Below are 25,184 nucleotides of genomic sequence, written 5' to 3' on the forward strand. Positions count from 1 at the left end.
GGCCCGCATATTGCGGGCCTCTCAGAACGATTCAAAGCAATTCAAAAAACAACAGTCTCTGAGTTTGTGCTCGCATGCACGCGCACTCCCTTCATCCAAGGCTGATGCTCAATGTCACCAGAAGCGCTCACACCTGTCATCACTGTTAAGGCATTGCCGGTAGGAGGCTCTCCGATGAAATCAAAGTCTTGAATACCATCGGATGGAGGAGCAACGTAGACGCGAGACTCCAATCGCAGTTTGCTCCAGTTCGGGCTACTCGCCATTCCATGCGCAGTTACTTGAAGCTGCGCGGGGAAACTCTTGTTCAAGATCCAGGTCACGGAAATCACAGACGAAACAGTTGACATCTTGGTCCCTCCTTGTGGAGCTTCAGATGTTGTAGGAAGCTCTACTAAAACGCAAGATGAATTCCGCGCATAGCAGTCGACGCCACCTCGCGAATAGACACATCAAATCGATACCACAACCGCGTCTCAATGCGGAATTACTGGCCAGGCTTCCCGATGGGTGCGGACATCACTTGCGTGCCCATCAGCTTTTTCGACCATCCCTGCATACGCGGCGCGGCAGTCGTCGAATACGTCTCGGAGGGCAGTGGCGTACTCAAGGACGGCGGCGGGGGGAGCTGCAGCGAGTCGGCGGGCGCCTTCGGCGGACTGGTCCCGCAGGCCGTCAGACACAAGGCGCAGATGGTCCACTTCAGTGCGCAAAAGCGCTTCACGGGTACCGTCACCAACGGTAGCGCTGTACTTGCGGGCGACAACCGCGGGATCAGCCGCGATCACGCCGCCTGTGATGCTGATGGGTCCAAGTCTTGCCGTGCTTCGTGGCCAAGAGACGCAGCCCAGGGCAGCCATCAATCGCTATAGCGCCCCCTGGCTGCAGTGCTTTGGCAGCCCTCGCGTCAAAAACCATATACTCCCCGAACTTGCTAAATGCGCAGTGTGCAGAGCTGGTGTAGTACCTCACCCGAGAAAACTACACTAAAGCTACACCGGAAGTATATGCAGCCGTATGGAACGATAGGCAGATGTGCAAAACGCAAAGCCTACAGATTGCCAAAAAGCGCTGTATAATCAAGCACTTAGGAAGATAACTCGTTTGAAATCAACGAGTTACAAAATGCGGGTGTAGTTCAATGGTAGAACGGCAGCTTCCCAAGCTTCATACGAGGGTTCGATTCCCTTCACCCGCTCCAACAGATTCCCCAAAATTCCGATGAAGCCTGATGTGCCCCGCGCCATCAGGCTTTTTTGTTGGCGCGTCCATCAACGCCAAAACCCTCTGCCCAGACCACGCTTTGGCATGCCCATGCAGGTATGCACAAACCGTCTATGCATAGCCCATCTTGTTCCTTGGCGATGCCGGGGCTGCGACTTACATTGGAAACACATGGACGGCGGCAAGCCACTGCGCTGCTCACGCAGCAGCTGGCCACAACCCATGTGCTTTTGGTAGGGGGTAAAACTTTGCAGCCCGCTTCGTGCGGGCTGTTTTTTTGCGTGGGTGGGCGTGTGGGGTTTCGTGTGGATCAGCCCAGACCTGAGGCAATGCCGCTCAAGACTTGTTGCCCAACTGGGCTGCGTAGTTGGTGGCAATGATTTGTGCGATGCCCAGCACCTCGGCCCGCGAAGCCTCGACTCCCGGAAAGATTTCCTTGGCCAGGCTCTGCGCCTCGCGGATTTGCGCGGTGGCCAGGGTGCACGCGTTGTACAGGCCGCGCGCCAGGGTGATGTTCGGGTCTTGGCTCATGGTGTCTCTCCGTCAAATGGACCACCAGTATGGCGCAGCCAGGCGCCCGGCATCGGTGCGGTGACGGTGTTTTGCAACACCCCAACCGGGCCCCTCAAAACCCTGGCAACGACTGCGTTTCGCCCCAGTGCGCGCCTTCGATCTGCAGCATGCGCAGCTTGGTCTGGGCTCCGCCGTTGGCGGAAAAGCCCCCGGCATGGAACCCCGCAGCCAGCACCCGGTGGCAAGGCACCACGGGCGCAAAGGGATTCAGCCCCAGGGCTTGCCCCACGGCGCGGGCCAGGCCTTTGCCGCCCAGCGCCTGTGCCATGTCGCCATAGGTGCGCACCTGCCCCGGTGCAATGGCCCGCGTGAGGGCGTAGACGCGCTGATGGAACTCCGACAGGTGCGCCATGTCCAGCCGCACCTCGCACAAATCCAGCGGCTGGCCTTGCAGCAACGCCTGGATGCCTTGGATGGCCGCCACCGCTTCTGCCGTGGGCGCCGCCGCATCGCACGGGCCGCTGGCGCGCAGCAGCCGGGCCACGGTGGCGGCATCGTCCACCTCGGGCAGTTGCACGGCACGCAAGCCCGCAGCGCCCCAGGCCAACCCGCAGCGGCCTAAAGCAGTGTCAAACAAGGCGTAACCCAGGGCAGGATTCACCGCATTGCACTCCATTGCATTGCTATTGCATTTATAGCTGCCAGCGCTTTCATATCAAGCGCTAGCGGCACATTGAATGCACAAAGCACCTGGCCACTGGATCAACCAGCGCTGCGCAGGGCTGCGCGCAGCTGGGCGCCCACCTCGGGCTTGGCCGCAAAGGGGTCGGTGGGGTTGCGGCCCAGCACGATGTCTTCCATGCGCGTCTGTACCGAGGCCAGGGCCTTGGGGTGGCTGTAGATGTAGAACTGGCCCTGGGCGGCGGCGTCAAACACCTTTTGCGCCACCTCGGCCGCCGTCACCTTGCCACTGCCCACGGCCTTGTCGCTCATGGCCTGGCCGATGAGCTGGCTCTGGGTGGGCTTGTCGGCCGCCAGCTCGCCGGGGCGGTTGCGGTGGCTCTGGTTAATGCCCGTGGGCACAAAAAACGGGCACAGCACACTGGCGCTGACCTGGTCGGTGACCAGCGACAAATCCTGGTACAGCGTCTCTGACAGCGCCACCACGGCGTGCTTGCTGACGTTGTAGATGCCCATGTTGGGGGCGTCGAGCAATCCCGCCATGCTGGCGGTGTTGACGATGTGGCCACGCCAGGCCGGGTCGGCCTGCGCAGCGGCCAGCATCATGGGCGTGAACAGGCGCACGCCATGCACCACGCCCCACAGGTTCACGCCCAGCACCCACTCCCAGTCCTTGACGGAGTTCTCCCACACCAGCCCACCCGCTCCCACGCCCGCGTTGTTGAAGACCAAGTGCGGCGCGCCAAAGCGCTGCTGCACGTCTGCGGCCAGTTGTTCCATCTGCGCGGCGTTGGACACATCGACCTTGCGGGCCAGCACCTGGGCGCCTGCGGCCTGCATCTCGGCCGCGGCAGCGTCCAGCGCGTCTTGCTGCACATCAACCAGCACCAGGTTCATGCCCAGGCGGGCGCCAATGCGGGCGCACTCCAACCCAAAGCCCGAGCCTGCGCCGGTGAGGACGGCGGTCTTGCCTGCAAAGTTGTCGATCATGTTTTGTCTCCTTGAAATCGTTGGTATCTACAGCGTCGGTCGAAACTGGCGGGGCCTGGGCCAGAGACGCCGAGCAAGGGCCTGGCCGGCCGCGCCGCCCCCGCAGCGAGGGCGTCGTCCCCCTTCCCGAATTGCGCCAACAATTCGAGAGAAGGGGGAAGCGGCGCAGCCGCTCAGGGGGATGCTCTTAAAACATAACCAATGCGCGGAAAGTGCACATGCACTGTGCCCGCGCGCGGGTCGGTGCGGCGCAGGGTGTAGCGGGTGCGGGTGGCGGCGATCAGCTCGCCCTCGGTCACTTCGGTGCCAAAACTCTCGGCGGCGATGTGCACCTGGGAGCCCAGGGCAATGCCGTGCTCGTCCTGAAACACATCGTCCAGCAGCGGCAAGGGCTCGGCCCCGGCGGCCACGGTGATCGCATCCGCCGCACTGAACTTCTCCATGCGGCCCTGGCCCAGGGCTTCGATGCGGTCCATCCATTCGAGCACGGCGGGCGTGGCGTTGAAGATGTCGTCCATCAGCGGCACCACGCGGCGCGTGAACCACAGCGGGTGGTAGGCGGCAAAGTCGGCCACGCAAGGCTCAGCGCCAAACAAAAAGTCGTGCTCCTCGGCCATGTGGGCAATGCGGCGCAGGTACGAACGATAGGCCCCGGCGGCGTCCTGCGGGCGGTGGCGCTGCATGCCCGCACCCATGGCCTTGCGGTCTTCGGTAAAGGCCTGGGCAGCCGCTGGTGGCAGGTTGGCAAACAGCATGGCCGCGCCCTTGGGCTGCAGGTTGTAGGCCATGGACGCCCAAAACAGCGTGGTATCGGCCCACTGCGCAAACACACGCGCCACGCCCTTGAGGTGCGGCGGGTACAGCACGGGCTCGGGCTGGGTGTGCTCCAGCACGTCACAGATCAGGGCGGTGTCGCAGTAAATGTCGGCCCCCACCTGCAGCACCGGCGTTTTGCGATACCCGCCCGTCAGCGCCACCAGATCCGGCTTGGGGCTGACGCTGGGGATGATGACGGACTTCCAGGCCAGTTGCTTGAAGCCCAGCACCGAACGGATCTTCTGCGCGAAGGGCGATGTGGGGTAGTGGTGAAGGATCAGGGCAGACATGGTGAACGCTCCTTGGCAACAAACGCAACAAAACCACCGCAGTGCCCGCTGATGCGGGGCTTAGATGTCTGCGTGCACCGCGGGCGGGCTGTACAGCATCTCAATGTGCGGGATGTCATCTTCCAGGTACTCATCCGACACGGCAACAAAACCCAGGCTGCCGTAAAAGCGCTGCAAGTGCGCCTGGGCGCTGATGCGCACCGCCCTGCCCGGCCAGACCTGCAGGCAGCGGGCCAGTCCCTCGGCCACCAGCGCACGGCCTGTTCCATTGCCACGGGCTTCCTTCGCAGTCACCACGCGGCCAATCGAGGGCTCGGCGTAGTTCACGCCCGGGTCTGCCACACGCAGGCAAGCCTGCAGCGCACCGGCGGCGTCGTAGCCCAACAGGTGCCACGACTGCTTGTCGGCCCCATCAGGGTCCTGATAGGGGCCCTGCTCCAGGATGAACACCTTGCAGCGCAGGGCCAGCGCATCGTGCAGCGCGTGCACGCCCAGGTCGTCAAAGCGGGCCCAGGTCCAGCTCAACTTCATTGCGGCGCTCCCCCGTGCTCTTCATGGGGCACGCACTGCGCAACTGGCGCGGCCCAGGCCAGTGCCGCCGTGCAAGGGCCGCCCCGCCGCAGGGGCGGCGTCCCCCTGGAGGGGGAAGACGCAAAGCGGCTCAGGGGGTGCCTCATACCAGCTTGACCAGTTGCTTGCCAAAGTTCTTGCCTTTGAGCAGGCCCAAGAACGCCTCGGGCGCAGCGGCAATGCCCTGGGCAACCGTCTCACGCGGGCGCAGCTTGCCGGTGCCCACCAGCGTGCCCAGCTCCTTCAACGCCTCGGGCCACACTTCCATGTGTTCGCTCACGATAAAGCCTTCGACCTTCATGCGGTTAATCAGCATGAGCGCGGGGTTGGCCATGGGCAGCGGTGCGCCGTCGTAGCCCGCGATCATGCCGCACAGAGCGATGCGGCTGAAGGCGTTCATGCGCAGCATGACGGCGTCCATGATCCAGCCGCCCACGTTTTCAAAGTAGCCATCGATGCCGTTGGGGCATGCTTCTTTCAGCGCCTTGGACATGGCTTTCACGTCGCCATGCACCTTGTAGTCAATGCAGGCGTCAAAGCCCAGCTCGCTCACCGCATACTGGCATTTGTCCACGCCCCCGGCAATGCCGACCACGCGGCAGCCACGGGCCTTGGCCAGCGCGGCAAAGGCGCTGCCCACGGCGCCGGTGGCGGCGCTCACCACCACGGTGTCGCCCTCCTTGGGCGCAATGATCTTGACCAGGCCGTACCAGGCCGTCACGCCAGGCATGCCCACCGCGCCCAGGTGGTGCGACAGCGGCACATGGGTCGTATCGACCTTGCGCAGCGCGCCAGGCTGCTCGGCATTGACCACGCTGTACTCTTGCCAGCCGCCCATGCCCACCACCTTGTCGCCCACGGCGTACTTGGGGTTCTGGCTATCCACCACTTCGCCCACCGTGCCGCCAATCATCACTTCGCCCAGCGCCTGCGATGCGGCGTAGCTCTTGCTCTCGTTCATGCGCCCGCGCATGTAGGGGTCCAGGCTCAGGTAGTGGTGGCGCACCAGCACATGGCCGGGCTGCAGCGCGGGGGTGTCGGTGGCGACAAGCTTGAAGTTGCTGGCAACGGCCTCGCCCTGGGGGCGGTTGTCCAAAACGATCTGCTGGTTGCGTGGCATGGAAACACTCCTCAAACACTATTAAAAAGATAGCTGCTAGCGCTTATATTGATTGCGCTAGAAGCCTATTTGACTCAAAACGTCAATCCGTAGAGATGACCTTGAGGCCGTTGACGCTGCGCCCATCCACCGGCAGGCGCTTGACGTACTTGAAGGTACCCGTGGCATGGCTGCACACCCGGCCTTGCCCGTCGTACACGGTGCCCTCGGTGAAGGCCATGGTGGCGGTGCGGTGGATCAACCGCCCCTTGGCCACCAGCGGGCCCCGTGCGGGCTGCATGAAGCTGGTCTTCATCTCGATGGTGACCACGCCCATCTCCGGTGTCTCGCTGCGCGCGGCCGTGGCCATGGTCACGTCCAGCAGCGTCATCGAGGCACCGCCGTGCGTCACGTCAAACGAGTTCAGGTGCTCGGGCTTGGCCTCGTAGTGCAGCTCAGACTCGCCGCCTTCCATGCGGTGCAACGTAAAGCCGAGGTGGCTGACAAAGGGGATTTCAACGCCGAATTTCAGCAAAGTATTTCCTCAAGGGTGAAGCGGATAAAACCGGCGCGGCCCAAGCCTGCGACCGCCGCGCAAGGGCCGCCCCGCCGCGCTGGCGGTGTCCCCCTTCCCGGCGCAGCCGAGAGAAGGGGGAAGGCGCAAAGCGCCTCAGGGGGTTGTACTTTATCTCTAGCCGCCCGTCACCACGCTCACGCCGCCGTCCACCGCCAGCCACTGGCCGGTGATGTGCTTGGCAGCGTCCGACGCATACAGCACGCACAGGCCCTTGAGGTCTTCATCGTCACCCAGGCGGCCCAGGGGGGCGCCCGCCTTCAGGGCTTCTTCGCCCAAGGCTTTGAGCGTGCCCACCGTCATCTTGCTGGGGAAGAAGCCGGGGCAGATGGCATTGACGCGGATGTTGTACTTGCCCCATTCGGCCGCCAGCGCGCGGGTAAAGTTGATGACCGCGCCCTTGGAGGTGTTGTAGGCAATGGTGTTCATGCCGCTGGGGTTGCCACCCAGGCCCGCAATGGACGCCACGTTGATGATGCTGCCCTGCTTGCGGGCAATCATGCTGTGCTTGGCGATGTGCTGGCTCAGGATGAAATAGCCGCGCACATTCAGGTTCATCACCTTGTCCCAGGCTTCGACAGGGTGGTCTTCAGCGGGCGAGCCCCAGGCAGCGCCCGCGTTGTTCACGAGGATGTCCACATGGCCGCCCAGGCGGCGGATGGCTTCGTCGGCCAGGCTGCGGATGTCGGCCTCATTGGCGCAGTCGGCGGCAATCCATTGCGCGTCAATGCCCGCGGCTTTGAGCTCGGCAGCGGCCTCTTCCAGGTCGGACGCCTTGCGCGAGCTGAGCAGCACCTTGGCGCCCGCTTCGCCCAGCGCGTGGGCCAGTTGCAGGCCCAGGCCGCGCGAGCCGCCGGTGACCAGAGCGGTCTTGCCCTTGAGGTCAAAAAGTTGCTGGATGGTGCGATGGGTCATGGTGTGTCTCCTTGGGTATGCAAACGAATCGGGCAAACAGGCACGGCAAACAGGGAATGGGCGCCGATGGTGGTGCCACCTTTTTGGCGGTTGCCGCACATTGTGGTGAAGCGGGCCGCGCAGCCATGTCGCCTGCGCGATCCTGTGGCGTGCGGGGCGGCCCCGCAGCGCTGCTATCCACGCATCAGAACGCGTCTTCCGGCATCTGCGCGCAGGTGGCATCGCGCATGCTCACCACCTGCAGCCAGGCCCCAATCTTGGGCAGCTCGTAGCGGAAGAAAAACTGCATGGCGCCCATGCGACCCACGCTGGCGGGCTGCGCCAGGGCGGCGTCATGCGCCAGCGTGGCCAGGGCCAAGTCCAGCCACACCCAGGCCAGCACGGTGTGCCCAAAGGCCTGCATGTAGGGCACGGCATTGGCCAGCGCATCGTTAGGCTCGCCCGTGGCCCAGGCCGCCTTGGTGGCGGCGCCCACCTGGGCCAGCGCGGCCCCCAGGGCGTTGGCATGCACAGCCAGTGCAGGCACCTGGATGGCGCGCTCGATGGTGGCGTTGATGCGCCCCGCCACCAGCTGCAGGCCACGCCCGCCCTCCATCAGCACCTTGCGGCCCAGCAGGTCCATGGCCTGGATGCCGTGCGTGCCTTCGTGGATCATGTTCAGGCGGTTGTCGCGCCAGTACTGCTCCACCGGAAAGTCGCGCGTGTAGCCATAGCCGCCGTGGATCTGAATGGCCAGGCTGTTGGCCTCCAGGCACCATTCGCTGGGCCAGCTCTTGGCGATGGGGGTGAGCACCTCCAGCAACAGGCGGGCCTCGTCGGCCGACTCGGGCGTGCCCGTGTGCTGCTCGTCCACCAGCAGCGCGCAGTACAGGTTCAGCGCCAGGGCGCCCTCGCCATAGGCCTTTTGCGCCAGCAGCATGCGCTTGATGTCTGCGTGCTCAATCAAGCGCACCTGGGGGGCGCTGGCGTCCTTGCCGCCCTTGCCCGCAGCGCTGGCGCTGCTTGACTGGATGGGGCGGCCCTGGGGCCGGTTCTTGGCATAGTCCAGGCTGGCGTAGTAGCCCGCCAGGCCCAGCATGGACGCCGCCATGCCAATGCCAATGCGTGCCTCATTCATCATGTGGAACATGCATTTGAGGCCATCGCCCGGCTTGCCGACCAGGTAACCCACCGCTCCTGCACCGCCGCGCACGGGGTACTTGCCTTCGCCAAAGTTCAGCAGCGTGTTGGTGGTGCCGCGCCAGCCCAGCTTGTGGTTCAGGCCTGCCAGCGCCACGTCGTTGCGCTCGCCAGTCAGGTTGCCTTCGGTGTCCACCAGCTTCTTGGGCACGATGAACAACGAGATGCCTTTGACACCCGGCACCAGCTTGCCGTCTGGCCCCGGAATCTTGGCCAGCACCAGGTGCACGATGTTTTCCGTCAGCTCATGGTCGCCCGAGCTGATCCACATCTTGTTGCCCTTGAGGCGGTAGCGCGGGCCCAGCGGGTCGGCCTCAAAGTCTGCCCCATCCGGCACGGCGCGCGTGGCCACGTCCGACAGCGACGAGCCTGCCTGCGGCTCCGACAGGCACATGGTGCCCGCCCAGCGGCCATTGAATTCATTGAGCGCAAACACCTGCTTTTGCAGATCGGTGCCGTGCACCATCAGCAGGTTGGCATTGCCTGCTGTGAGCAGGTTGGAGCCAATGCTGATCGACGCCACGGCAAAGAAGCTGTTGGCTGCAGCGTCCACTGTGTAGGGCAGTTGCATGCCGCCAATGTCGTAGTCCTGCGCGGCGCTCAGCAGGCCAGACTCGGCGTAGGCCCGGCGCGCCTCGTGCGTGGCCTGCGGCAGCACCACGCGCAGCGTGCCATCGGGCTCGGTCTCGGTGCGCGGCTCTTCCAGATCGACCAGCCGGTTGAACGGCGCGTACTTCTCGCGGGCGATGCGCTCGGAGGTGTCCAGCACCGCGTCGAAGGTTTCGCGGGAGTGGTCTGCAAAACGCTCGCGCGCTTGCAGCTTCTCGGCATCGAGCCACTGGTACAGCAGGAAGTCAACGGTGGGGCGCAGGCTCATGGCATTTACATTAAAAATGGCCTCTAGCGCTTATCCATCAAGCGCAAGCAGCTATAAAAACAGGAGCAAACAAATCCATAAAAAACCCCGTCACGGCGCCACTGCAAACAGCAGACCGTGCACGGGGTCTCTACGACCATGGGGTCAGAACACTTCGAAGATCCCCGCAGCGCCCATACCGCCGCCAATGCACATGGTCACGCACACGCGCTTGGCGCCACGGCGCTTGCCTTCAATGAGGGCGTGGCCCGTGAGGCGCTGGCCCGACACACCGTAGGGGTGACCCAGGGCGATGGCGCCGCCATTCACGTTAAGGCGGTCGGCTGGGATGCCGAGCTTGTCACGGCAGTACAGCACCTGCACGGCAAAGGCTTCGTTCAGCTCCCACAGGTCGATGTCCTCCACCTTGAGCCCCAGCTTCTTGAGCACCTTGGGCACCGCAAACACAGGGCCAATGCCCATTTCGTCGGGCTCGCATCCAGCCACCGCAAAGCCGAGGAAACGGCCCAGGGGCTTGAGGCCCTTCTTGCTCGCATAGTCTTCGCTGGTCAGCACGCAGGCACCGGCACCGTCACTGAACTGACTGGCATTGCCGGCGGAAATCAGGCCGCCTGGCAGCGCAGAGCGCAGGCCACTGATGGCCTCCACCGTAGTGCCTTCGCGCGTGCCTTCGTCGCGGCTCACGGTGACTTGCTTGGTGATCAGGCCCAGCGTCTTGTCGGCAATGCCTGCGGTGACGGTGATGGGCGCGATTTCTGCATCAAACAGGCCGTTGGCCTGCGCAGCACAGGCCTTTTGCTGGCTGCCCGCACCATATTCGTCCATGGCTTCGCGACCGATGTTGTAGCGCTTGGCGACTTGCTCGGCGGTCTGCAGCATGCTCCAGTAGATCTCGGGCTTTTGCTTGGCCAGGGCCAGGTCCTGGATCATGTGCAGGTTCATCTCTTGCTGCACGCAAGAGATGCTCTCCACACCACCGGCCACGAACACATCGGCCTCGCCCGCGATGATGCGCTGGGCGGCCATGGCGATGGTCTGCAAACCCGACGAGCAAAAGCGGTTGACGGTGACGCCCGAAGCCGTGATGGGCAAGCCCGCTTTGAGCGCAATCTGGCGCGCGATGTTGCTGCCCGTAGCCCCTTCGGGTGTGGCGCAGCCCATGATGACGTCGTCCACATCGGCGCCGTCAATGCCGGCGCGCTGCACGGCGTGCTGCACGGCATGGCCGCCCAAGGTGGCGCCGTGCGTCATGTTGAAGGAACCCTTCCAGCTTTTGGCAAGCGGGGTGCGGGCGGTGGAAACAATCACTGCGGATGTCATGTGAATTCCTTTGATTCTTTGGAAGGGTGCGCGTGCGGCTTACTGGAAGGCCTTGCCTTCGGCGGCCAGCTTGGCCAGCAGCGGAGCAGGCGTCCAGAACGCGGCATCGTCCAGCGGGTTCTTGGCGAAGCGGTTCATGGCTTGCACCACGTTGAACAGGCCCACCTCGCTGGCGTAGTGCATGGGGCCGCCACGGTAGATGGGGAAGCCATAGCCGGTGAGGTACACCATGTCGATGTCGCCGGACTTGCTGGCAATGCCGTCTTCCAGGATGTGCGCACCTTCGTTGACCAGGGCGAACACCAGGCGCTGCACGATTTCGTCGTCCGAAATCTTGCGCGGCGTGATGCCTTGTGCCTTGCGGTGGTCTTCAATCATCTGCACCACCTCGGCATTGGGGATGGCGTCGCGCTTGCCGGGCACGTAGTCGTACCAGCCCGCGCCCGTCTTCTGGCCAAAGCGGCCCTTCTCGCACAGCAGGTCTGCCGTCTTGCTGTACTTCATGTCGGGCTTTTCGGTGTAGCGGCGCTTGCGAATGGCCCAGCCAATGTCGTTGCCCGCCAGGTCGCCCATGCGGAAGGGGCCCATGGCAAAGCCAAACTTCTCGACGGCCTTGTCCACCTGCTGGGGGGTGCAGCCTTCGTCCAGCAAAAAGCCAGCTTGCTGGCTGTAGCGCTCGATCATGCGGTTACCAATGAAGCCATCGCACACGCCCGAAACCACGGCGGTCTTCTTGATCTTCTTGGCGATTGCCATCACGGTGGCCAGCACATCCTTGGCCGTAGCCTTGCCGCGCACCACTTCCAGCAGCTTCATCACGTTGGCAGGGCTGAAGAAGTGCATGCCCACCACGTCCTGCGGACGCTGGGTGAACGATGCGATCTTGTCCACGTCCAGCGTGGAGGTGTTGGAGGCCAGGATCGCGCCGGGCTTCATCACCGCGTCGAGCTGCTTGAAGACGGCTTCCTTCACACCGATTTCTTCAAACACCGCTTCGATGACCAGGTCTGCGTCCTTGAGGTCGTCGTAGCTCAGCGTGGTGCTCAGCAGCGCCATGCGTTGCTCGTACTTGTCTTGCTTGAGCTTGCCCTTCTTGACCTGGGCTTCGTAGTTCTTTTGGATCGTGGCGATGCCACGGTCCAGGGCTTCCTGCTTGGTCTCCAGAATCTTGACGGGCAGGCCTGCATTCAGGAAGTTCATGGCAATGCCACCACCCATGGTGCCCGCACCAATCACGGCCACGGCGGAGATTGCGCGCTTGGGGGTGTCAGACGGCACATCCGGAATCTTCGAGGCAGCGCGCTCGGCCACGAAGAGGTGGCGCAGTGCACGGCACTCGGGGGTCCACATCAGGTTGATGAAGATCTCGCGCTCGACCAGCATGCCCTCGGCAAACTTCTTCTTGGTGGCGGCTTCCACGGCGTCCACGCACTTGGCAGGCGCGGGGTAATTTTTGGCCATGCCCTTGACCATGTTGCGTGCGAACTGGAAGTACGCATCGCCTTCGGGGTGCTTGCAGGGGAAGTTGCGGACCAGCGGCAGAGGGCGGGCGTCTTGCACGCTTTGGGCAAATGCCAGGGCCTCTTCGGCCAAGGATTCTGGCGAGGCTGCCAGTTTGTCGAACAGCTTTTGGCCGGGCACACCAGCGATCATTTCGCTCTTGACGGGCTCGCCACTCACGATCAGGTTGAGCGCAGCTTCCACGCCAATCACGCGGGGCAAGCGCTGTGTGCCGCCTGCACCTGGGATCAAGCCCAGCTTCACCTCAGGCAGCGCAATGGAGCAGCCAGGCGCCGCAATGCGGTAGTGGCAGCCCAGGGCCAGCTCCAGGCCGCCGCCCATGGCCACGGTGTGCATGGCCGCTACGACGGGCTTGTCCGAATTTTCAACCGCCAGGATCACCGACAGCAGATTGGGTTCTTGCAGCGATTTGTCGGTGCCGAACTCCTTGATGTCCGCACCGCCTGAGAAGGCGCCGCCAGCGCCCGTGATGACGATGGACTTCACGGCCGCATCGGCATTGGCGCGCGCAAGCCCGTCCACAATGCCTTGGCGGGTGGCCAGACCGAGCCCGTTGACGGGAGGGTTTGACAGGGTGATCACGGCAACAGAGCCGTGGACTTTGTATTCAGCGGTCATGCTGTTGTCCCTTGGAAGAATGAAAAAGAACGGTCGTGCGATTTTATTGTAGAGGCTCTCTGTGACTTTGCCAGTGACAGGGGGTATCTGTTTGTCCCGCCCGGGACAAGATTGAGTGCGACGGCGGGAATTGAACCCGCGTCCCCATGCAAAAAGCCCCTCGCAAGGGGCTTTTGCAGTGCATTCAGGGGCGTCGTTTCAGCGGAAGGCCGCCTCCAGCGCATGCAGCCCCACCTTGGGGTCCAGCATGCCGTTGTAAATGGCGGGGATCTCCCGCTCAATGCCCAGCAGGTGGTAGGTGGCCACCATCGCGCAGCGCACCGAATATTCCACTGTGAACACCACATCCTCTTCCATCTCAACAAACTGGCCGAGGAAGGCAAAGTTCTGCGAGCCCTCGGGCAGCACCAGGGGCCGGTCGCCCGGTGCGCGGCAGGCAAACAGGGCCGAGGCATAGGGCATCATCACCGTGGTCACATCGGTGGTGGCCAGCACATGCTCCAGCAGGTCGTCAAAGCCCATCTGGTGAATCAGCTCGGTCAGGATTTCACGGCCTGTGGCCTGCGACATGGGCTTGCGCACGTAGTCGCCCTCGTTGTCCACTTGAAAGCCATAGCCCCACAGGGTGTAAGTGCCATCGGCCTGGCCATGAAAATGCGGCTGGTGCGGCACCACCACCGACAGGTGCCAGCCCGACTCGTACCAGGTCATCAGGGCGCCCGTGCCAGGCTTGTTGCCCGAGTATTCGGTGATGCGCTGCAGCAGCCGGTCGTCGCGCATGGTGAGGGTGAACGACTCCCACTTGTGCTCGTCCACATTGCCGCAGAACGCCGCAGGGCGGCCAAAGTCAGGGGCCTTCTGCGCGATCTTTTCCCACAGCGCCCAGCCGTGGTCCTCGCGGCCACGCACCAGGGCCGGAACGTCGTCGTTGCCGCCGTAGCGTGCGTCCGAGGTGATGGAACCCAGGGTAAAGAAAGCCAGGTCGTCTGCACCCAGGTCCAGCGTGGTGTCTGTGGCCACACCACCGACACCGCCCTGCACCGTTTGCACTTGCAGCGCCGTGGCTCGGCGTGTGCCGTCGCTCTGGGTGGCAAAGCTGGCGTCAGTCACCCGATGGCCAAAGCGCACGTCCACGCCCTGCTCCATCAGCCAGCGCTGCAGCGGCACAACCATCGAGTCGTACTGGTTGTACTTGGTGCGCTTAACGCCCGCCAGGGTGTGGATGCGCGAGAACTCTTGCACAAATCGCAGGAAGTAGCGGCGCAGCTCAATGGCGCTGTGCCACTTCTGGAAGGCAAAGGTGGTGCGCCACATGCGCCAAAAATGGGTCTGGAAAAACGCTTCGTCAAAGAACTCGTCGATGCGGCGGCTGCCGATGTGGGCCTCGGTCAGGGCCAACAGGCGCAGCATCTGCACGCGGTGCCCCATCGACAGGCCCAGCTTCTGGGCATCGGCAATCACATGCTGGGCATCGATCAGGCGGGCCTGGGCATGGGTGTGCACGCGGGCATTGAACTGGCGGCACTCTTCGCGCACCGACACGGTGGGGTCTTCCAGCGAGGGAATGCCCTCAAACAAGTCCCACAGGCACAGGTAGGTTTCGTCGGTCAGCATGCGGCCACCGCGCGTCACCCAGGTCTGGGGCGCGGGTGCATTGGGTGCGGCACCGCCATCGAGCGAGCCGCCGGGCATACCCGTTTCTTCCAGAATGTGGATGTGGCTGGCGGGCACCTTGCCATCGCGGATGGCAAAGGCAGCCACAGACATGCCTGCGATGCCGCCCCCCACGATCCACAGCTGGGCGGTTTGGGGATTGGCGGGAGATGGGTTTTTGGTGTGCTTTTTCATGTGCTTCTGACGTCCCTTGGGTAGGTTGGACATCCGCGAAGCGCCGGGGGGCTTCAAGGCAATCAGGCGGGTGGCCATGCCCTGTGGCTGTGCGGCCTGCGGGTGCCCAGGTCGCCCGTTGGCAAAGAGCCAAACGCTGGCGATAGAGGATTTATACGCCTGCGCGCGGTCATTGCCGTGACATCACAGCGCTCAAAAAACAAGTTCCCGACACAGATCAAGACAAAGGCGCGCAGGGCAAAAAAAAGCCCCAGCAGCGATGCCGAGGCTTGAAGTCACTCGCACTGACAAACCGATGGGGTAATCAAACCTCCAGCCACTCCTTGCGGATGTAGTTGTCCGCCCGCAGGCTGTCGGGCGTGCCCTGGAACACGATGGAGCCATGGCCCATGACCAGCGCGCGGTCAGAGATGGTCATGGCGATGGTGAGCTTTTGCTCAATGAGCAGCACCGAGATGCCCCTGGCCTTCAGCGTCTGCAGGTACTGTCCCACCAGCTCCACGATCTTGGGCGCCAGGCCTTCGGTGGGCTCGTCGATGATGATGAGGTCGGGGTCGCCCATGAGGGTGCGGCACAGCGTCAGCATTTGCTGCTCGCCGCCAGACATCACGCCAGCCTCGGTGTGCTGGCGCTCTTTGAGGCGGGGGAACATGTCGTACATGTCGTCAAACGACCAGCGGCTGCCTTTGCCACTGCCCTTTTGCCCCAGCAGCAGGTTCTGGTGCACCGTGAGGTTGGGGAACACGTCGCGGCTCTCGGGCACATAGCCCAGGCCCAGGTGGGCAATCTCGTAGGCCTTTTTGCCGTTGAGGTTCTGCCCCTTCCATTGCAGCGTACCCTCCCAGTCCACCAGCCCCATGATGGCCTTGGCGGTGGTGGAGCGGCCCGAGCCGTTGCGCCCCAGCAGCGCCACAATCTCGCCGGGTTGCACTTCAAAGCTGACGCCATGCAGCACATGGCTTTTGCCGTAGTAGGCGTGAAGGTTATCGATTTTCAGCATAAGTCAGTGTCCCGCTCCCTGTGCGTCTGCCACGGCCGAGCCGAGGTAGGCCTCTTGCACGCGCTGGTTGGCCCGCACCTTCTCGGGGGTATCAAACGCAATCACCTCGCCATAGACCACCACAGCGATCTTGTCGGCCAGACCAAACACCACGCCCATGTCGTGCTCTACCGTCAGCAGGGTGCGGCCCACGGTCACTTCCTTGATGAGGCGAATGAAGCGCGTGGTTTCGCTCTTGCTCATGCCTGCGGTGGGCTCGTCGAGCAAGATGACGTTGGCACCGCCTGCGATGGTGATGCCGATCTCCAGCGCACGCTGCTCTGCGTAGGTCAGGTTCATCGCCAGCGTGTCGCGTTTCTTGTCGAGCTTGATCATCTCCATCAACTCTTTGGCGCGCTCATTGGCGTCGTCAAGATTGGAGAGAAAGCGCAAGAAGGTGTACTTGTAGCCCATGCTCCACAGCACCCCGCAGCGCAGGTTTTCAAACACCGACAGCTTGGGGAAGATGTTGGTGATCTGGAAACTACGCGACAGGCCCTTGCGGTTGATCTCATACGGGGCCAGGCCATTGATGCGCTGGCCGTTCAAGATCACATCGCCGCTGGTGGGTGCAAAGCGCCCGCTGATGAGGTTGAACAGCGTGGACTTGCCTGCGCCGTTAGGGCCGATGATGGCCACCCGTTCGCCCGGCGCCACCGCCAGGTTCGCCCCTCGAATGATCTCGGTCTTGCCAAAACTCTTGCGCAGGTCGCGCAGTTCCAGCGCGTAGGTTGCGTTGTCAGCCGCCATGGTCACAAAGCCTCCCCGCGTTTGATTTCATGTTCAATCTCTTCCTGAATGGAACCCCACTGCTTGGCAAACTGCCGACGGCACAGCTCAAACAGCCCGCCACCTGTGAGCATCACAAAGCCCGCGCCAAACCAGCTGGTCAGGCCCTTGGCGTTGATGGTGGCGCCCAGAAAGCTCATCTCTGGCCCCAGGGCCGCATTGAGCTGCAGGTGGTAGGTCATCTCCACCATGCAGGCCGCGCCCATCACCGCCACCAGGCCCGTGCCCGCCAGGCCCAGGTAGGACGACCACAGCGGGCGCAGCTTGCCGTACTTGGCCAGGCGCAGGTTCATCATGATCAGGCTGGCAATGCCGCCGGGGGCGTACATCACCATGAACAGGAACACCAGCCCCAGGTACAAGAGCCAAGCCTTGGACAGCTCGGACAACAGCACCGAGGCCAGCACCAGCAGCACCGCACCGATGATGGGGCCGAAGAAGAATGTGGCCCCACCCAGGAAGGTGAACAGCAGGTAGCCGCCCGAGCGGATCACGCTCAGGCTGTCGGCGCCTGTGATGATTTCAAAGTTGATGGTGGCCAAACCGCCGCCAATGCCGGCAAAGAAGCCCGCAATGATGAAGGCGAAGTAGCGCACGCGCTGCGTGTTGTAGCCGATGAATTCGACACGCTCGGGGTTGTCGCGCACAGCGTTCAGAATGCGCCCCAGCGGCGTGCCGGTGAAGGCAAACATGGCCGCCGTGCACACAAAGCAGTAGGCGGCGATGAGGTAGTACACCTGAATGGCAGGCCCGAAGCTGATGCCAAAGAACGACTGGCCGTACACCCGGTCGGTGGTGATACCGCCCTCGCCTCCAAAGAACTCCGGGAACATCAGCGCCATGGACGCCACCAGCTCGCCCACACCCAAGGTGATCATGGCAAAGGTGGTGCCCGACTTTTTGGTGGTGACAAAGCCGAGCAAGGTGGCAAAGAACGCCCCCGCCAAGCCCCCCACCACGGGGATCAACACCAGCGGAATCCCCCCCGAGCCTTTGGTGGCCATGTTCATGGCGTGGATGGCAATGAACGAGCCCAGCCCCGTGTACACCGCATGCCCAAAGCTGAGCATGCCGCCCTGCCCCAGCAGCATGTTGTAGGACAGGCAGATGATGATGAGGTAGCCGATCTGCGAGAGCATGGTCAGCGCCAGGCTGCTGCGAAACAGCATGGGCGCAACGATGAGTGCCACGGCAAACAGGGCCCAGATCACGAAGCGTCCCACGTTCAAGGGCTTGAAGCGGTAGTAGGACACGGGGCCAGCAGCGGCCGTTGTGGGTTTGGAGTTATTCATGGGGTCAGTCCTCGCGGGTGCCCAGCAGGCCCTTGGGACGGAAGATCAAAATCAGCACCAAAAACAGGTACGGCAGGATGGGCGCCACCTGCGAAATAGTGAGCTTGAGCACCGGGTAGCCAAAAGTTTGCTCGGTCACCGCAACGCCCACCAGCTTGAAGGCGTGGATCAACGAATAGTCGAGCGCCACAGCAAAGGTCTGCACCAGGCCAATGAGCAGCGACGCCAAAAACGCCCCGGCCAGTGAGCCCATGCCCCCACCACCACCACCACAAAAATGATGGAGCCCACCGAGGCCGCCATGGCGGGCTCAGTCACGTAGGTGTTGCCACCAATCACGCCCGCCAGCCCGGCCAGCGCAGCGCCACCACCAAACACCAGCATGAACACGCGCGGCACGTTGTGGCCCAGCGCCTCCACCATTTCGGGGTACTTCAGCGCCGCCTGAATCACCAGACCAATGCGTGTGCGGGTGAGCAGCAACCACACCGACACCAACATCAGCAAAGCCACCAGCATCACAAACGAGCGGGACTTGGGGAACTGCGTGCCATACAGCGTGAACAACGGCCCTTGCAGTTGCTCTGGCAGGCCGTAGGGCACGGTGGAGCGGCCCCACACCAGCTGCACCAGCTCCAGGATCAGGTACGACAGCCCAAACGTCACCAGCAGCTCTGGCACATGGCCGAACTTGTGCACCCTGCGCAGGCAGTAGCGCTCAAAGGCCGCACCCAGCGCAAACACCACTAGGGGCGCCAGCACCAGCGCAGGCCAAAAGCCCACCACGCTGGAGATGGTGAATGCGAAATAGGCCCCCAGCATGTAGAAGCTGGTGTGCGCAAAGTTGAGCACTCCCATCATGCTGAAGATCAGCGTGAGGCCTGAACTCAGCATGAACAGCAGCAGCCCGTAGCTGACGCCGTTGAGCAAAGAGATCACGAAAAACTCAAGATTCATGGGAATTTTTCATTGCTGGGTAAAAAAAAGGCCCGAGTATGTCGGGCCTCGAAGCTAAGCCGCCAAACTCAAGGGCGCTTCATCTGGCACGAGGTGGGCGTGCTGGCCACGTAGGGCTCGTAATACTTCACCGGCACAAAGGTGTAGCCGGTGTTTTCCGAGTCGATCGGGAATTTGTCATTGGCCTTTTCCCACTTGGAGATGAACAGGCCTTGCTGCAACTGGTGGTCGGTCTTGCGCATCTCGACCTCACCATTGAAGCTCTTGAACTTCATTCCCTCAAACACCGCAGCCACCTTTACCGGATCGGTGGACTTGGCTTTGACGAAGCCTTCCGACAGCATGGTGAAAGCATGGTAGACCGAGCCGGTGTACATGTCGTCGTTGAACTTCTTCTTGTAGTCCACCACGATCTTGTTGAGCTCGCCCGGCAGGTTCATGTGGGCATAGGCCACCATGTACACACGGCCTGCCGCAGCCGATCCCATGGCGGTGGGGCTGCCGGTGACCGAGCCATAGTAGGTGTAGAAGTTGACGTTGTTCAGGCCCGCATCGTTGGCGGCCTTGATGAGCAGCGCCAGGTCAGAGCCCCAGTTGCCGGTGATGACACTGTCGGCACCCGACTGTTTGATCTTGGCAATGTAGGGCGCAAAGTCACGCACCTGCGCCAGAGGGTGCAAGTCGTCCCCCACAAACTGCACATCGGGGCGCTTGCGCGCCATCATCTCCTTGGCGAACTTCGACACCTGCTGGCCGTGCGAATAGTTCTGGTTGATCAGGTAGACCTTTTTGACCTCGGGCAGGTCTTTCATGTAGGTGGTCAGCGCCTCCATCTTCATGGAGGTGTCTGCATCCAGGCGGAAGTGCCAGTAGCTGCACTTGCTGTTGGTGAGGTCAGGGTCCACGGCCGCGTAGTTCAGGAACAGCACTTCCTTGCCAGGGTTGCGGGCGTTGTGCTTTTCCAGCGCGTCCATGATGGCCAGGGCTGGGCCCGAGCCGTTGCCTTGCACGACATAGCGTGCGCCCTGATCCATGGCCGAGCGCAAGGCGCTGGTGGTTTCCTGGGGGCTGAGTTTGTTGTCGATTCCAATGATTTCAAATTTGACGCCAGCAGGGTTCTTTTTGTTGAACTCTTCGGCCAGGAACTGGAAGCTCTTGAGTTGGTTGGTTCCCACCGCTGCCATCAAGCCCGAAAGGGGGTCGAGCCAAGCGATTTTGACCGTCTCACCCTTTTGGGCAAAAACCGCGCCAGCGCTCACCAGAAGGACGGAAGCCGCTACAGCCTTGATAGCAAATCTCATGGTCTTGTCTCCTTGTAAATCGACACGACGCAGAGTACCGCGTTGCAATCCCTGAACGCTCAGGGATTGCCCCTAGCAGCTATCGCGCACGCGACTGGCGACTCAGACGCAACGTGCGGCTCCCCTCAAAAACTCAAAGGCCCGGCAGCTTGTAGTCCTTGAGTTGCTCGCGCAGTTTGGTCTTGAGCATCTTGCCGGTGGCCCCAATCGGGATGGCATCGACAAACACCACGTCGTCCGGGATCTGCCACTTGGCGGTCTTGCCTTCATAGAAAGCCAGCAACTCTTCACGACTGACTTCGGTGCCAGGGCGCTTGACCACGGCCACGATGGGGCGCTCATCCCACTTGGGGTGGGGCATGCCCACGCACGCCGCCATCTGGATGGATGGGTGCGCCATGGCGATGTTTTCAATGTCGATGGAACTGATCCATTCGCCGCCCGACTTGATCACGTCCTTGCTGCGGTCAGTGATCTGCATGAAACCATCGGCATCGATGGTGGCCACATCGCCCGTGGGGAACCAGCCCCGGCCCTGCGCATCTTTGACGAGTGGGTTGCCGCCCTCGCCCTTGAAGTAGCTGCCCACGATCCACGGGCCTTTGACCAGCAGGTCGCCGTAGGTCTTGCCATCCCAAGGCAGCTCTTCGCCATCGCCACCCACGATCTTCATGTCCACACCATAGATCGCGCGGCCCTGCTTTTGCACGATCTTCATCTGCTCATCCTTGGGCAGCGAGAGGTGCTTGTTCTTCAAGGTGCACAAGGTGCCCAGCGGGCTCATCTCGGTCATGCCCCAGGCATGCAGCACCGTGACGCCATACACCTCCTGGAAGGCCGTGATCATGGCGGGCGGGCAGGCCGAGCCCCCAATCACCGTGCGCTTGAGCGAGGAGAACCTGAGCCCTTCGGGCTTCATGTGGCCCAGCAGCATCTGCCACACGGTGGGCACGCCAGCGGCGTAGGTCACCTGCTCGGCTTCGATCAGCTCGTACACCGATTTGCCGTCGAGTGCAGGCCCGGGGAACACCAGCTTGCAACCCGTGAGCGCCGCCGAATACGGGATGCCCCAGGCATTGACGTGGAACATGGGCACCACGGGCAACACCGAATCACGGGCCGACATGCACATCACATCGGGCAGCGCTGCCGCATAGGCATGCAGGGTAGTAGAGCGATGGCTGTACAGCGCTGCCTTGGGGTTGCCCGTGGTGCCGCTGGTGTAGCACATGCTCGATGCCGAGTTTTCATCGAACTCGGGCCAGGCGTAGTCGGTGCTGTGCTGGCCAATCCAGGCCTCGTAGCTCACCAGGCCGGGCACGCCGGTGTCGGCGGGCAACTTGTCGGCATCACACAGTGCCACCCATTGCTTGACGGTGGGGCAGCGCGCGTGCACGGCCTGCACCAGGGGCAAAAAGCTCATGTCAAAGCACAGCACCTGGTCTTCGGCGTGGTTCACGATCCAGGCGATCTGGTCGGGGTGCAGGCGGGGGTTGATGGTGTGCAGCACGCGGCCCGAGCCACTCACGCCAAAGTACATCTCCATGTGGCGGTAGCCGTTCCAGGCCAGGGTGGCCACCCGGTCACTGAACTGCAGCTTCATGGCATCCAGCGCATTGGCCAGGCGGCGCGAGCGTGCCGCCAAATCACGGTAGGTGTAGCGGTGGATATCGCCTTCGACCCGGCGGGAGACGATTTCCGCGTCACCGTGGTGGCGCTCTGCAAACTCGATCAATGACGAAATGAGCAGCGGTTGGCTCTGCATCAGGCCCAGCATGTTGACTCCTTGGATGTTGTTGTGAACGAAACGGTCATCGTACTGCGCCGGGCAGGCTGTCGGTGTCGCAAAGGGCTCGTGAAATCCCTCATGGAGCACGCAAAGTCCACGGCACCAGCAAGGCCCCGGAAGCTGAAGGAATTAGCGTGCTGCGAGACAATGGTGCCATGAATCAGCCCACCCTAAACCCCCTTGCGCAGCCCTTGAACTTGCGCTGGCAAAGTGGCTTTAGCGCCCTGGGCAGCGACTTTTTTACCGAGCTGCGCCCCACCCCCTTGCCCAGCCCCCACTGGGTGGGCACCAGCGCCGATGTGGCGCAGCTGCTAGGTCTACCAGCCCACTGGGCACAAACCGACGAAGCACTGCAGGCCTTCACCGGCAACCAATTGCTTGCAGGCTCGCAACCATTGGCCAGCGTTTACAGCGGGCACCAGTTTGGTGTGTGGGCTGGGCAACTGGGTGACGGCAGGGCCATCTTGCTGGGCGAAACCGCTGCCGGGTCCGAAATACAGCTCAAAGGCGCAGGCCGCACGTCCTATTCCCGCATGGGCGACGGGCGGGCCGTGCTGCGCTCCAGCATCCGCGAATTTTTGTGCAGCGAGGCCATGCACGGCCTGGGCATCCCCACGTCCCGCGCACTGTGCATCACCGGCTCGCCTGCGTCGGTACGGCGCGAGGAAATCGAAACCGCCGCCGTTGTCACCCGGGTGGCACCCAGCTTTGTGCGCTTTGGCCACTTCGAGCACTTTGCGGCCAACGACCTGGAGCCACAGCTGCGCGCCCTGGCCGACTACGTCATCGACCGCTACTACCCCGAATGCCGAAGCACGGAAGCCACGGGCCCATGGGGTGGCAATGCCTATGCCGCACTGCTGCACAGCGTGAGCGAGCGCACGGCCCACTTGATGGCGCAGTGGCAGGCCGTGGGCTTTTGCCACGGGGTGATGAACACCGACAACATGAGCATCCTGGGCCTGACGCTGGACTATGGGCCGTTTCAGTTTCTCGATGCCTTCGTGCCGGGCCACATCTGCAACCACAGCGACCACCACGGCCGCTACGCCTACAACCGCCAGCCCAACATCGCGTACTGGAACCTGTTTTGCCTGGCCCAGGCGCTGCTGCCGCTCATCGAAGAGCAAGACACGGCGCTGGCCGCGCTGGAGTCGTACAAGACGGTGTTCCCCAACGCCTTCATGGGGCAAATGCGCAAAAAGCTGGGGCTGACGCAAACCCGTGCGGAGGATGAAGCCCTGGTGGAAAGCCTGCTGCAACTGCTGGCACGCAATGCGGTGGACTACACCATCTTTTGGCGGCGCTTGTCGCACGCAGTGGCGAATGGCCAGTACGAACCCGTGCGCGACCTGTTTGCCGACCGGCCCGCGTGGGATGCCTGGTTGCTATCATATTCAGAGCTTCTAGCGCTTGATAATCAAGCGCCAGCGGGTGATTTGATGCTCAAATCCAACCCCAAGTACGTGCTGCGCAACCACCTGGGCGAACAAGCCATCCGCGCCGCCAAGGCGGGGGACTTTTCAGAACTGGCCACGTTGCAGCGCCTGCTGGAGCAGCCCTTTGAAGAACACCCGGGCCACGAGGCCTATGCCGACTTCCCGCCCGACTGGGCTTCTTCCATTTCCATCAGTTGCTCATCATGACCTTTCCCATCCAGAAGACCGACGCCGAATGGCAAGAGATCCTGCGCGACAAAGGTGCTGAACCCGTCGCCCTGCAAGTCACCCGCCACGCGGCCACCGAGCGCCCTTTCACCGGCAAATACGAAGCCCACTGGGCCGACGGCAGCTACCACTGCATTTGCTGCGGGGCCAAACTGTTTGAATCGCTCACCAAATTCGATGCAGGCTGCGGCTGGCCCAGCTTCTCAGAGGCCATCCCCGGCACCATCCACGAAATCGTGGACCGCAGCCACGGCATGGTGCGCACCGAGACAGTGTGTGCACAATGCGGGGCCCACCTGGGCCATGTCTTTGAAGACGGCCCCGCGCCCACCGGGCTGCGCTACTGCATGAACTCTGCGTCACTCGACTTTGAACCCGACGCCCCTTGAACCGCTCAACCGCTGAACTGCTGCTTGAACCGCCGTGCCAGCACGCTGGCCTCGCCTTATGAAAATATTGATTGATTTCTTCCCCATCCTGCTGTTCTTCGGCGCCTACAAGTTCTTCAACATTTATGTGGCCACCGGGGTGCTGATGGCCGCCACCGTGGCGCAGATGGGCCTGATCTACGCCATCGACCGCAGGCTGCAGACCATGCACAAGATCACGCTGGTGCTGATCGTGGTGTTCGGCACGCTCACCCTGGTGCTGCAGGACGACCGCTTCATCAAATGGAAGCCAACGGTGCTGTACGGCGCGATGGCCGTGGCGCTGGCAGTTGCCGTGTGGGTGATGAAGAAGAACATCTTGCACATGCTGCTGGGCGGCCAGTTGAGCCTGCCCGATACGGTATGGATGCGACTGAACCAGGCCTGGATCGTGTATTGCGCCTTCATGTCGGCGGTGAACGCCTACGTGGTGATGAACTTCAGCACCGAGTTCTGGGTGGACTTCAAGCTCTGGGGCTACGCCTTCCCTCTGGTCTTCCTGGTGGGTCAGGGCCTTTACATCGCCCCCCACATCAAGGGCGATGAGCCCACGCAGTAACCCCGTCAATCCCTTTTGTCAGGCGCCCATCCTTTTGCAGACCATGACCTTTGCAGACCAAATGCACCACCAGTTGGCGCAACAACTGAGCACCACCGCCCTGGAGGTGCTGGACGAAAGTGCCGCCCACGCAGGGCATTCGGGCTCCAACGGCACCGACTTTGGCACCCACTTTCGAGTGCGCATAGCGTCACCTTTGTTTACAGGCAAGTCACGGGTGGCACAGCACCGCCTTGTGTATGATGCGCTGCAAGAATTTATTGACCGGGGCGTTCACGCACTCGCCATTGAAATTCTCTGAGCCGGCCCCAGTTTCCTCACTTGCCGG

General features: G+C 62.5%; 22 protein-coding genes, 1 tRNA gene and 1 pseudogene. 5 read left to right on the forward strand and 19 right to left on the reverse strand.

Going from position 1 to position 25,184, the window contains the following annotated elements; all coding sequences use genetic code 11:
* Positions 1 to 41: 41 nt before the first annotated feature.
* Positions 42 to 350, reverse strand: a complete 309-nt coding sequence (locus tag EAG14_RS22815; RefSeq protein ID WP_162995980.1) for a hypothetical protein — start codon at positions 348 to 350, stop codon at positions 42 to 44.
* A gap of 777 nt (positions 351 to 1,127) precedes the next feature.
* Between EAG14_RS22815 and EAG14_RS11635 the strand changes: the two genes are divergently transcribed.
* Positions 1,128 to 1,201, forward strand: a tRNA-Gly gene (locus EAG14_RS11635).
* 359 nt (positions 1,202 to 1,560) lie between these two features.
* Here the strand turns inward: EAG14_RS11635 and EAG14_RS11640 are convergent.
* From EAG14_RS11640 to EAG14_RS11730, 18 genes and pseudogenes are all read right to left on the reverse strand, one after another.
* Complete coding sequence (locus EAG14_RS11640) at positions 1,561 to 1,755, reverse strand: hypothetical protein (protein WP_121728944.1); 195 nt, start codon at positions 1,753 to 1,755, stop codon at positions 1,561 to 1,563.
* 94 nt (positions 1,756 to 1,849) lie between these two features.
* Entirely contained in the window at positions 1,850 to 2,398 is a 549-nt protein-coding gene (locus EAG14_RS11645) for a methylated-DNA--[protein]-cysteine S-methyltransferase (protein ID WP_240456760.1), read from the reverse strand.
* Between the two features lie 101 nt (positions 2,399 to 2,499).
* Positions 2,500 to 3,408, reverse strand: a complete 909-nt coding sequence (locus EAG14_RS11650) for an SDR family oxidoreductase (protein WP_121728946.1) — start codon at positions 3,406 to 3,408, stop codon at positions 2,500 to 2,502.
* A gap of 173 nt (positions 3,409 to 3,581) precedes the next feature.
* Positions 3,582 to 4,514, reverse strand: coding sequence for a glutathione S-transferase family protein (locus tag EAG14_RS11655; RefSeq protein ID WP_121728947.1), 933 nt, complete (start codon positions 4,512 to 4,514; stop codon positions 3,582 to 3,584).
* A 60-nt stretch (positions 4,515 to 4,574) separates the two neighbouring features.
* The gene (locus tag EAG14_RS11660; RefSeq protein ID WP_121728948.1) at positions 4,575 to 5,045 is read right to left on the reverse strand and encodes a GNAT family N-acetyltransferase; all 471 of its coding nucleotides are present in this window, start codon (positions 5,043 to 5,045) and stop codon (positions 4,575 to 4,577) included.
* Positions 5,046 to 5,187: 142 nt separating this feature from the next.
* Positions 5,188 to 6,204 carry an NADP-dependent oxidoreductase gene (locus EAG14_RS11665; protein WP_121728949.1) on the reverse strand — a complete coding sequence of 339 codons (1,017 nt, stop codon included), beginning with the start codon at positions 6,202 to 6,204 and terminating at the stop codon, positions 5,188 to 5,190.
* A gap of 82 nt (positions 6,205 to 6,286) precedes the next feature.
* Positions 6,287 to 6,718 (reverse strand): PaaI family thioesterase, encoded by a 432-nt coding sequence (locus EAG14_RS11670; RefSeq protein WP_099740993.1) that lies wholly within the window; start codon positions 6,716 to 6,718, stop codon positions 6,287 to 6,289.
* Positions 6,719 to 6,874: 156 nt separating this feature from the next.
* Positions 6,875 to 7,672, reverse strand: coding sequence for an SDR family oxidoreductase (locus tag EAG14_RS11680; RefSeq protein WP_121728951.1), 798 nt, complete (start codon positions 7,670 to 7,672; stop codon positions 6,875 to 6,877).
* A gap of 184 nt (positions 7,673 to 7,856) precedes the next feature.
* Positions 7,857 to 9,728, reverse strand: a complete 1,872-nt coding sequence (locus EAG14_RS11685) for an acyl-CoA dehydrogenase (protein ID WP_121728952.1) — start codon at positions 9,726 to 9,728, stop codon at positions 7,857 to 7,859.
* Between the two features lie 144 nt (positions 9,729 to 9,872).
* On the reverse strand, positions 9,873 to 11,048 hold the full coding sequence (locus tag EAG14_RS11690) for an acetyl-CoA C-acyltransferase (RefSeq protein WP_099655265.1): 1,176 nt from the start codon (positions 11,046 to 11,048) through the stop codon (positions 9,873 to 9,875).
* Between the two features lie 39 nt (positions 11,049 to 11,087).
* Positions 11,088 to 13,187 carry a 3-hydroxyacyl-CoA dehydrogenase NAD-binding domain-containing protein gene (locus EAG14_RS11695; protein ID WP_121728953.1) on the reverse strand — a complete coding sequence of 700 codons (2,100 nt, stop codon included), beginning with the start codon at positions 13,185 to 13,187 and terminating at the stop codon, positions 11,088 to 11,090.
* Positions 13,188 to 13,385: 198 nt separating this feature from the next.
* Entirely contained in the window at positions 13,386 to 15,035 is a 1,650-nt protein-coding gene (locus EAG14_RS11700) for an oleate hydratase (protein WP_099655263.1), read from the reverse strand.
* Between the two features lie 304 nt (positions 15,036 to 15,339).
* Positions 15,340 to 16,035, reverse strand: coding sequence for an ABC transporter ATP-binding protein (locus EAG14_RS11705; protein ID WP_121728954.1), 696 nt, complete (start codon positions 16,033 to 16,035; stop codon positions 15,340 to 15,342).
* Positions 16,036 to 16,038: 3 nt separating this feature from the next.
* Positions 16,039 to 16,824, reverse strand: a complete 786-nt coding sequence (locus tag EAG14_RS11710; protein ID WP_099655261.1) for an ABC transporter ATP-binding protein — start codon at positions 16,822 to 16,824, stop codon at positions 16,039 to 16,041.
* Between the two features lie 2 nt (positions 16,825 to 16,826).
* Entirely contained in the window at positions 16,827 to 18,155 is a 1,329-nt protein-coding gene (locus EAG14_RS11715; protein ID WP_121728955.1) for a branched-chain amino acid ABC transporter permease, read from the reverse strand.
* Between the two features lie 4 nt (positions 18,156 to 18,159).
* Positions 18,160 to 19,112, reverse strand: a pseudogene (locus EAG14_RS11720) (branched-chain amino acid ABC transporter permease).
* 68 nt (positions 19,113 to 19,180) lie between these two features.
* The gene (locus tag EAG14_RS11725; RefSeq protein ID WP_099740987.1) at positions 19,181 to 20,413 is read right to left on the reverse strand and encodes a branched-chain amino acid ABC transporter substrate-binding protein; all 1,233 of its coding nucleotides are present in this window, start codon (positions 20,411 to 20,413) and stop codon (positions 19,181 to 19,183) included.
* Positions 20,414 to 20,546: 133 nt separating this feature from the next.
* Positions 20,547 to 22,190, reverse strand: coding sequence for a 3-(methylthio)propionyl-CoA ligase (locus EAG14_RS11730; protein ID WP_099740986.1), 1,644 nt, complete (start codon positions 22,188 to 22,190; stop codon positions 20,547 to 20,549).
* A 167-nt stretch (positions 22,191 to 22,357) separates the two neighbouring features.
* On the opposite strand from EAG14_RS11730, the gene EAG14_RS11735 reads away from it, so the two are divergent.
* The 4 genes from EAG14_RS11735 to EAG14_RS11750 are packed head-to-tail and all read left to right on the forward strand — an operon-like array spanning position 22,358 to position 25,157.
* Entirely contained in the window at positions 22,358 to 23,848 is a 1,491-nt protein-coding gene (locus tag EAG14_RS11735) for a YdiU family protein (protein WP_121728956.1), read from the forward strand.
* Positions 23,845 to 24,258: a peptide-methionine (R)-S-oxide reductase MsrB gene (gene msrB / locus EAG14_RS11740; protein WP_099655255.1), complete on the forward strand. Its 414-nt coding sequence runs from the start codon at positions 23,845 to 23,847 to the stop codon at positions 24,256 to 24,258. Before EAG14_RS11735 ends, msrB begins: the two co-directional genes overlap by 4 nt.
* A gap of 58 nt (positions 24,259 to 24,316) precedes the next feature.
* Entirely contained in the window at positions 24,317 to 24,856 is a 540-nt protein-coding gene (locus EAG14_RS11745) for a septation protein A (RefSeq protein WP_121728957.1), read from the forward strand.
* A 43-nt stretch (positions 24,857 to 24,899) separates the two neighbouring features.
* Positions 24,900 to 25,157, forward strand: a complete 258-nt coding sequence (locus EAG14_RS11750; protein WP_121730435.1) for a BolA family transcriptional regulator — start codon at positions 24,900 to 24,902, stop codon at positions 25,155 to 25,157.
* The last annotated feature ends 27 nt before the right edge of the window (positions 25,158 to 25,184 follow it).

Origin of the sequence: Acidovorax sp. 1608163 (assembly GCF_003669015.1) — a bacterium.
Classification (GTDB): domain Bacteria; phylum Pseudomonadota; class Gammaproteobacteria; order Burkholderiales; family Burkholderiaceae_C; genus Acidovorax.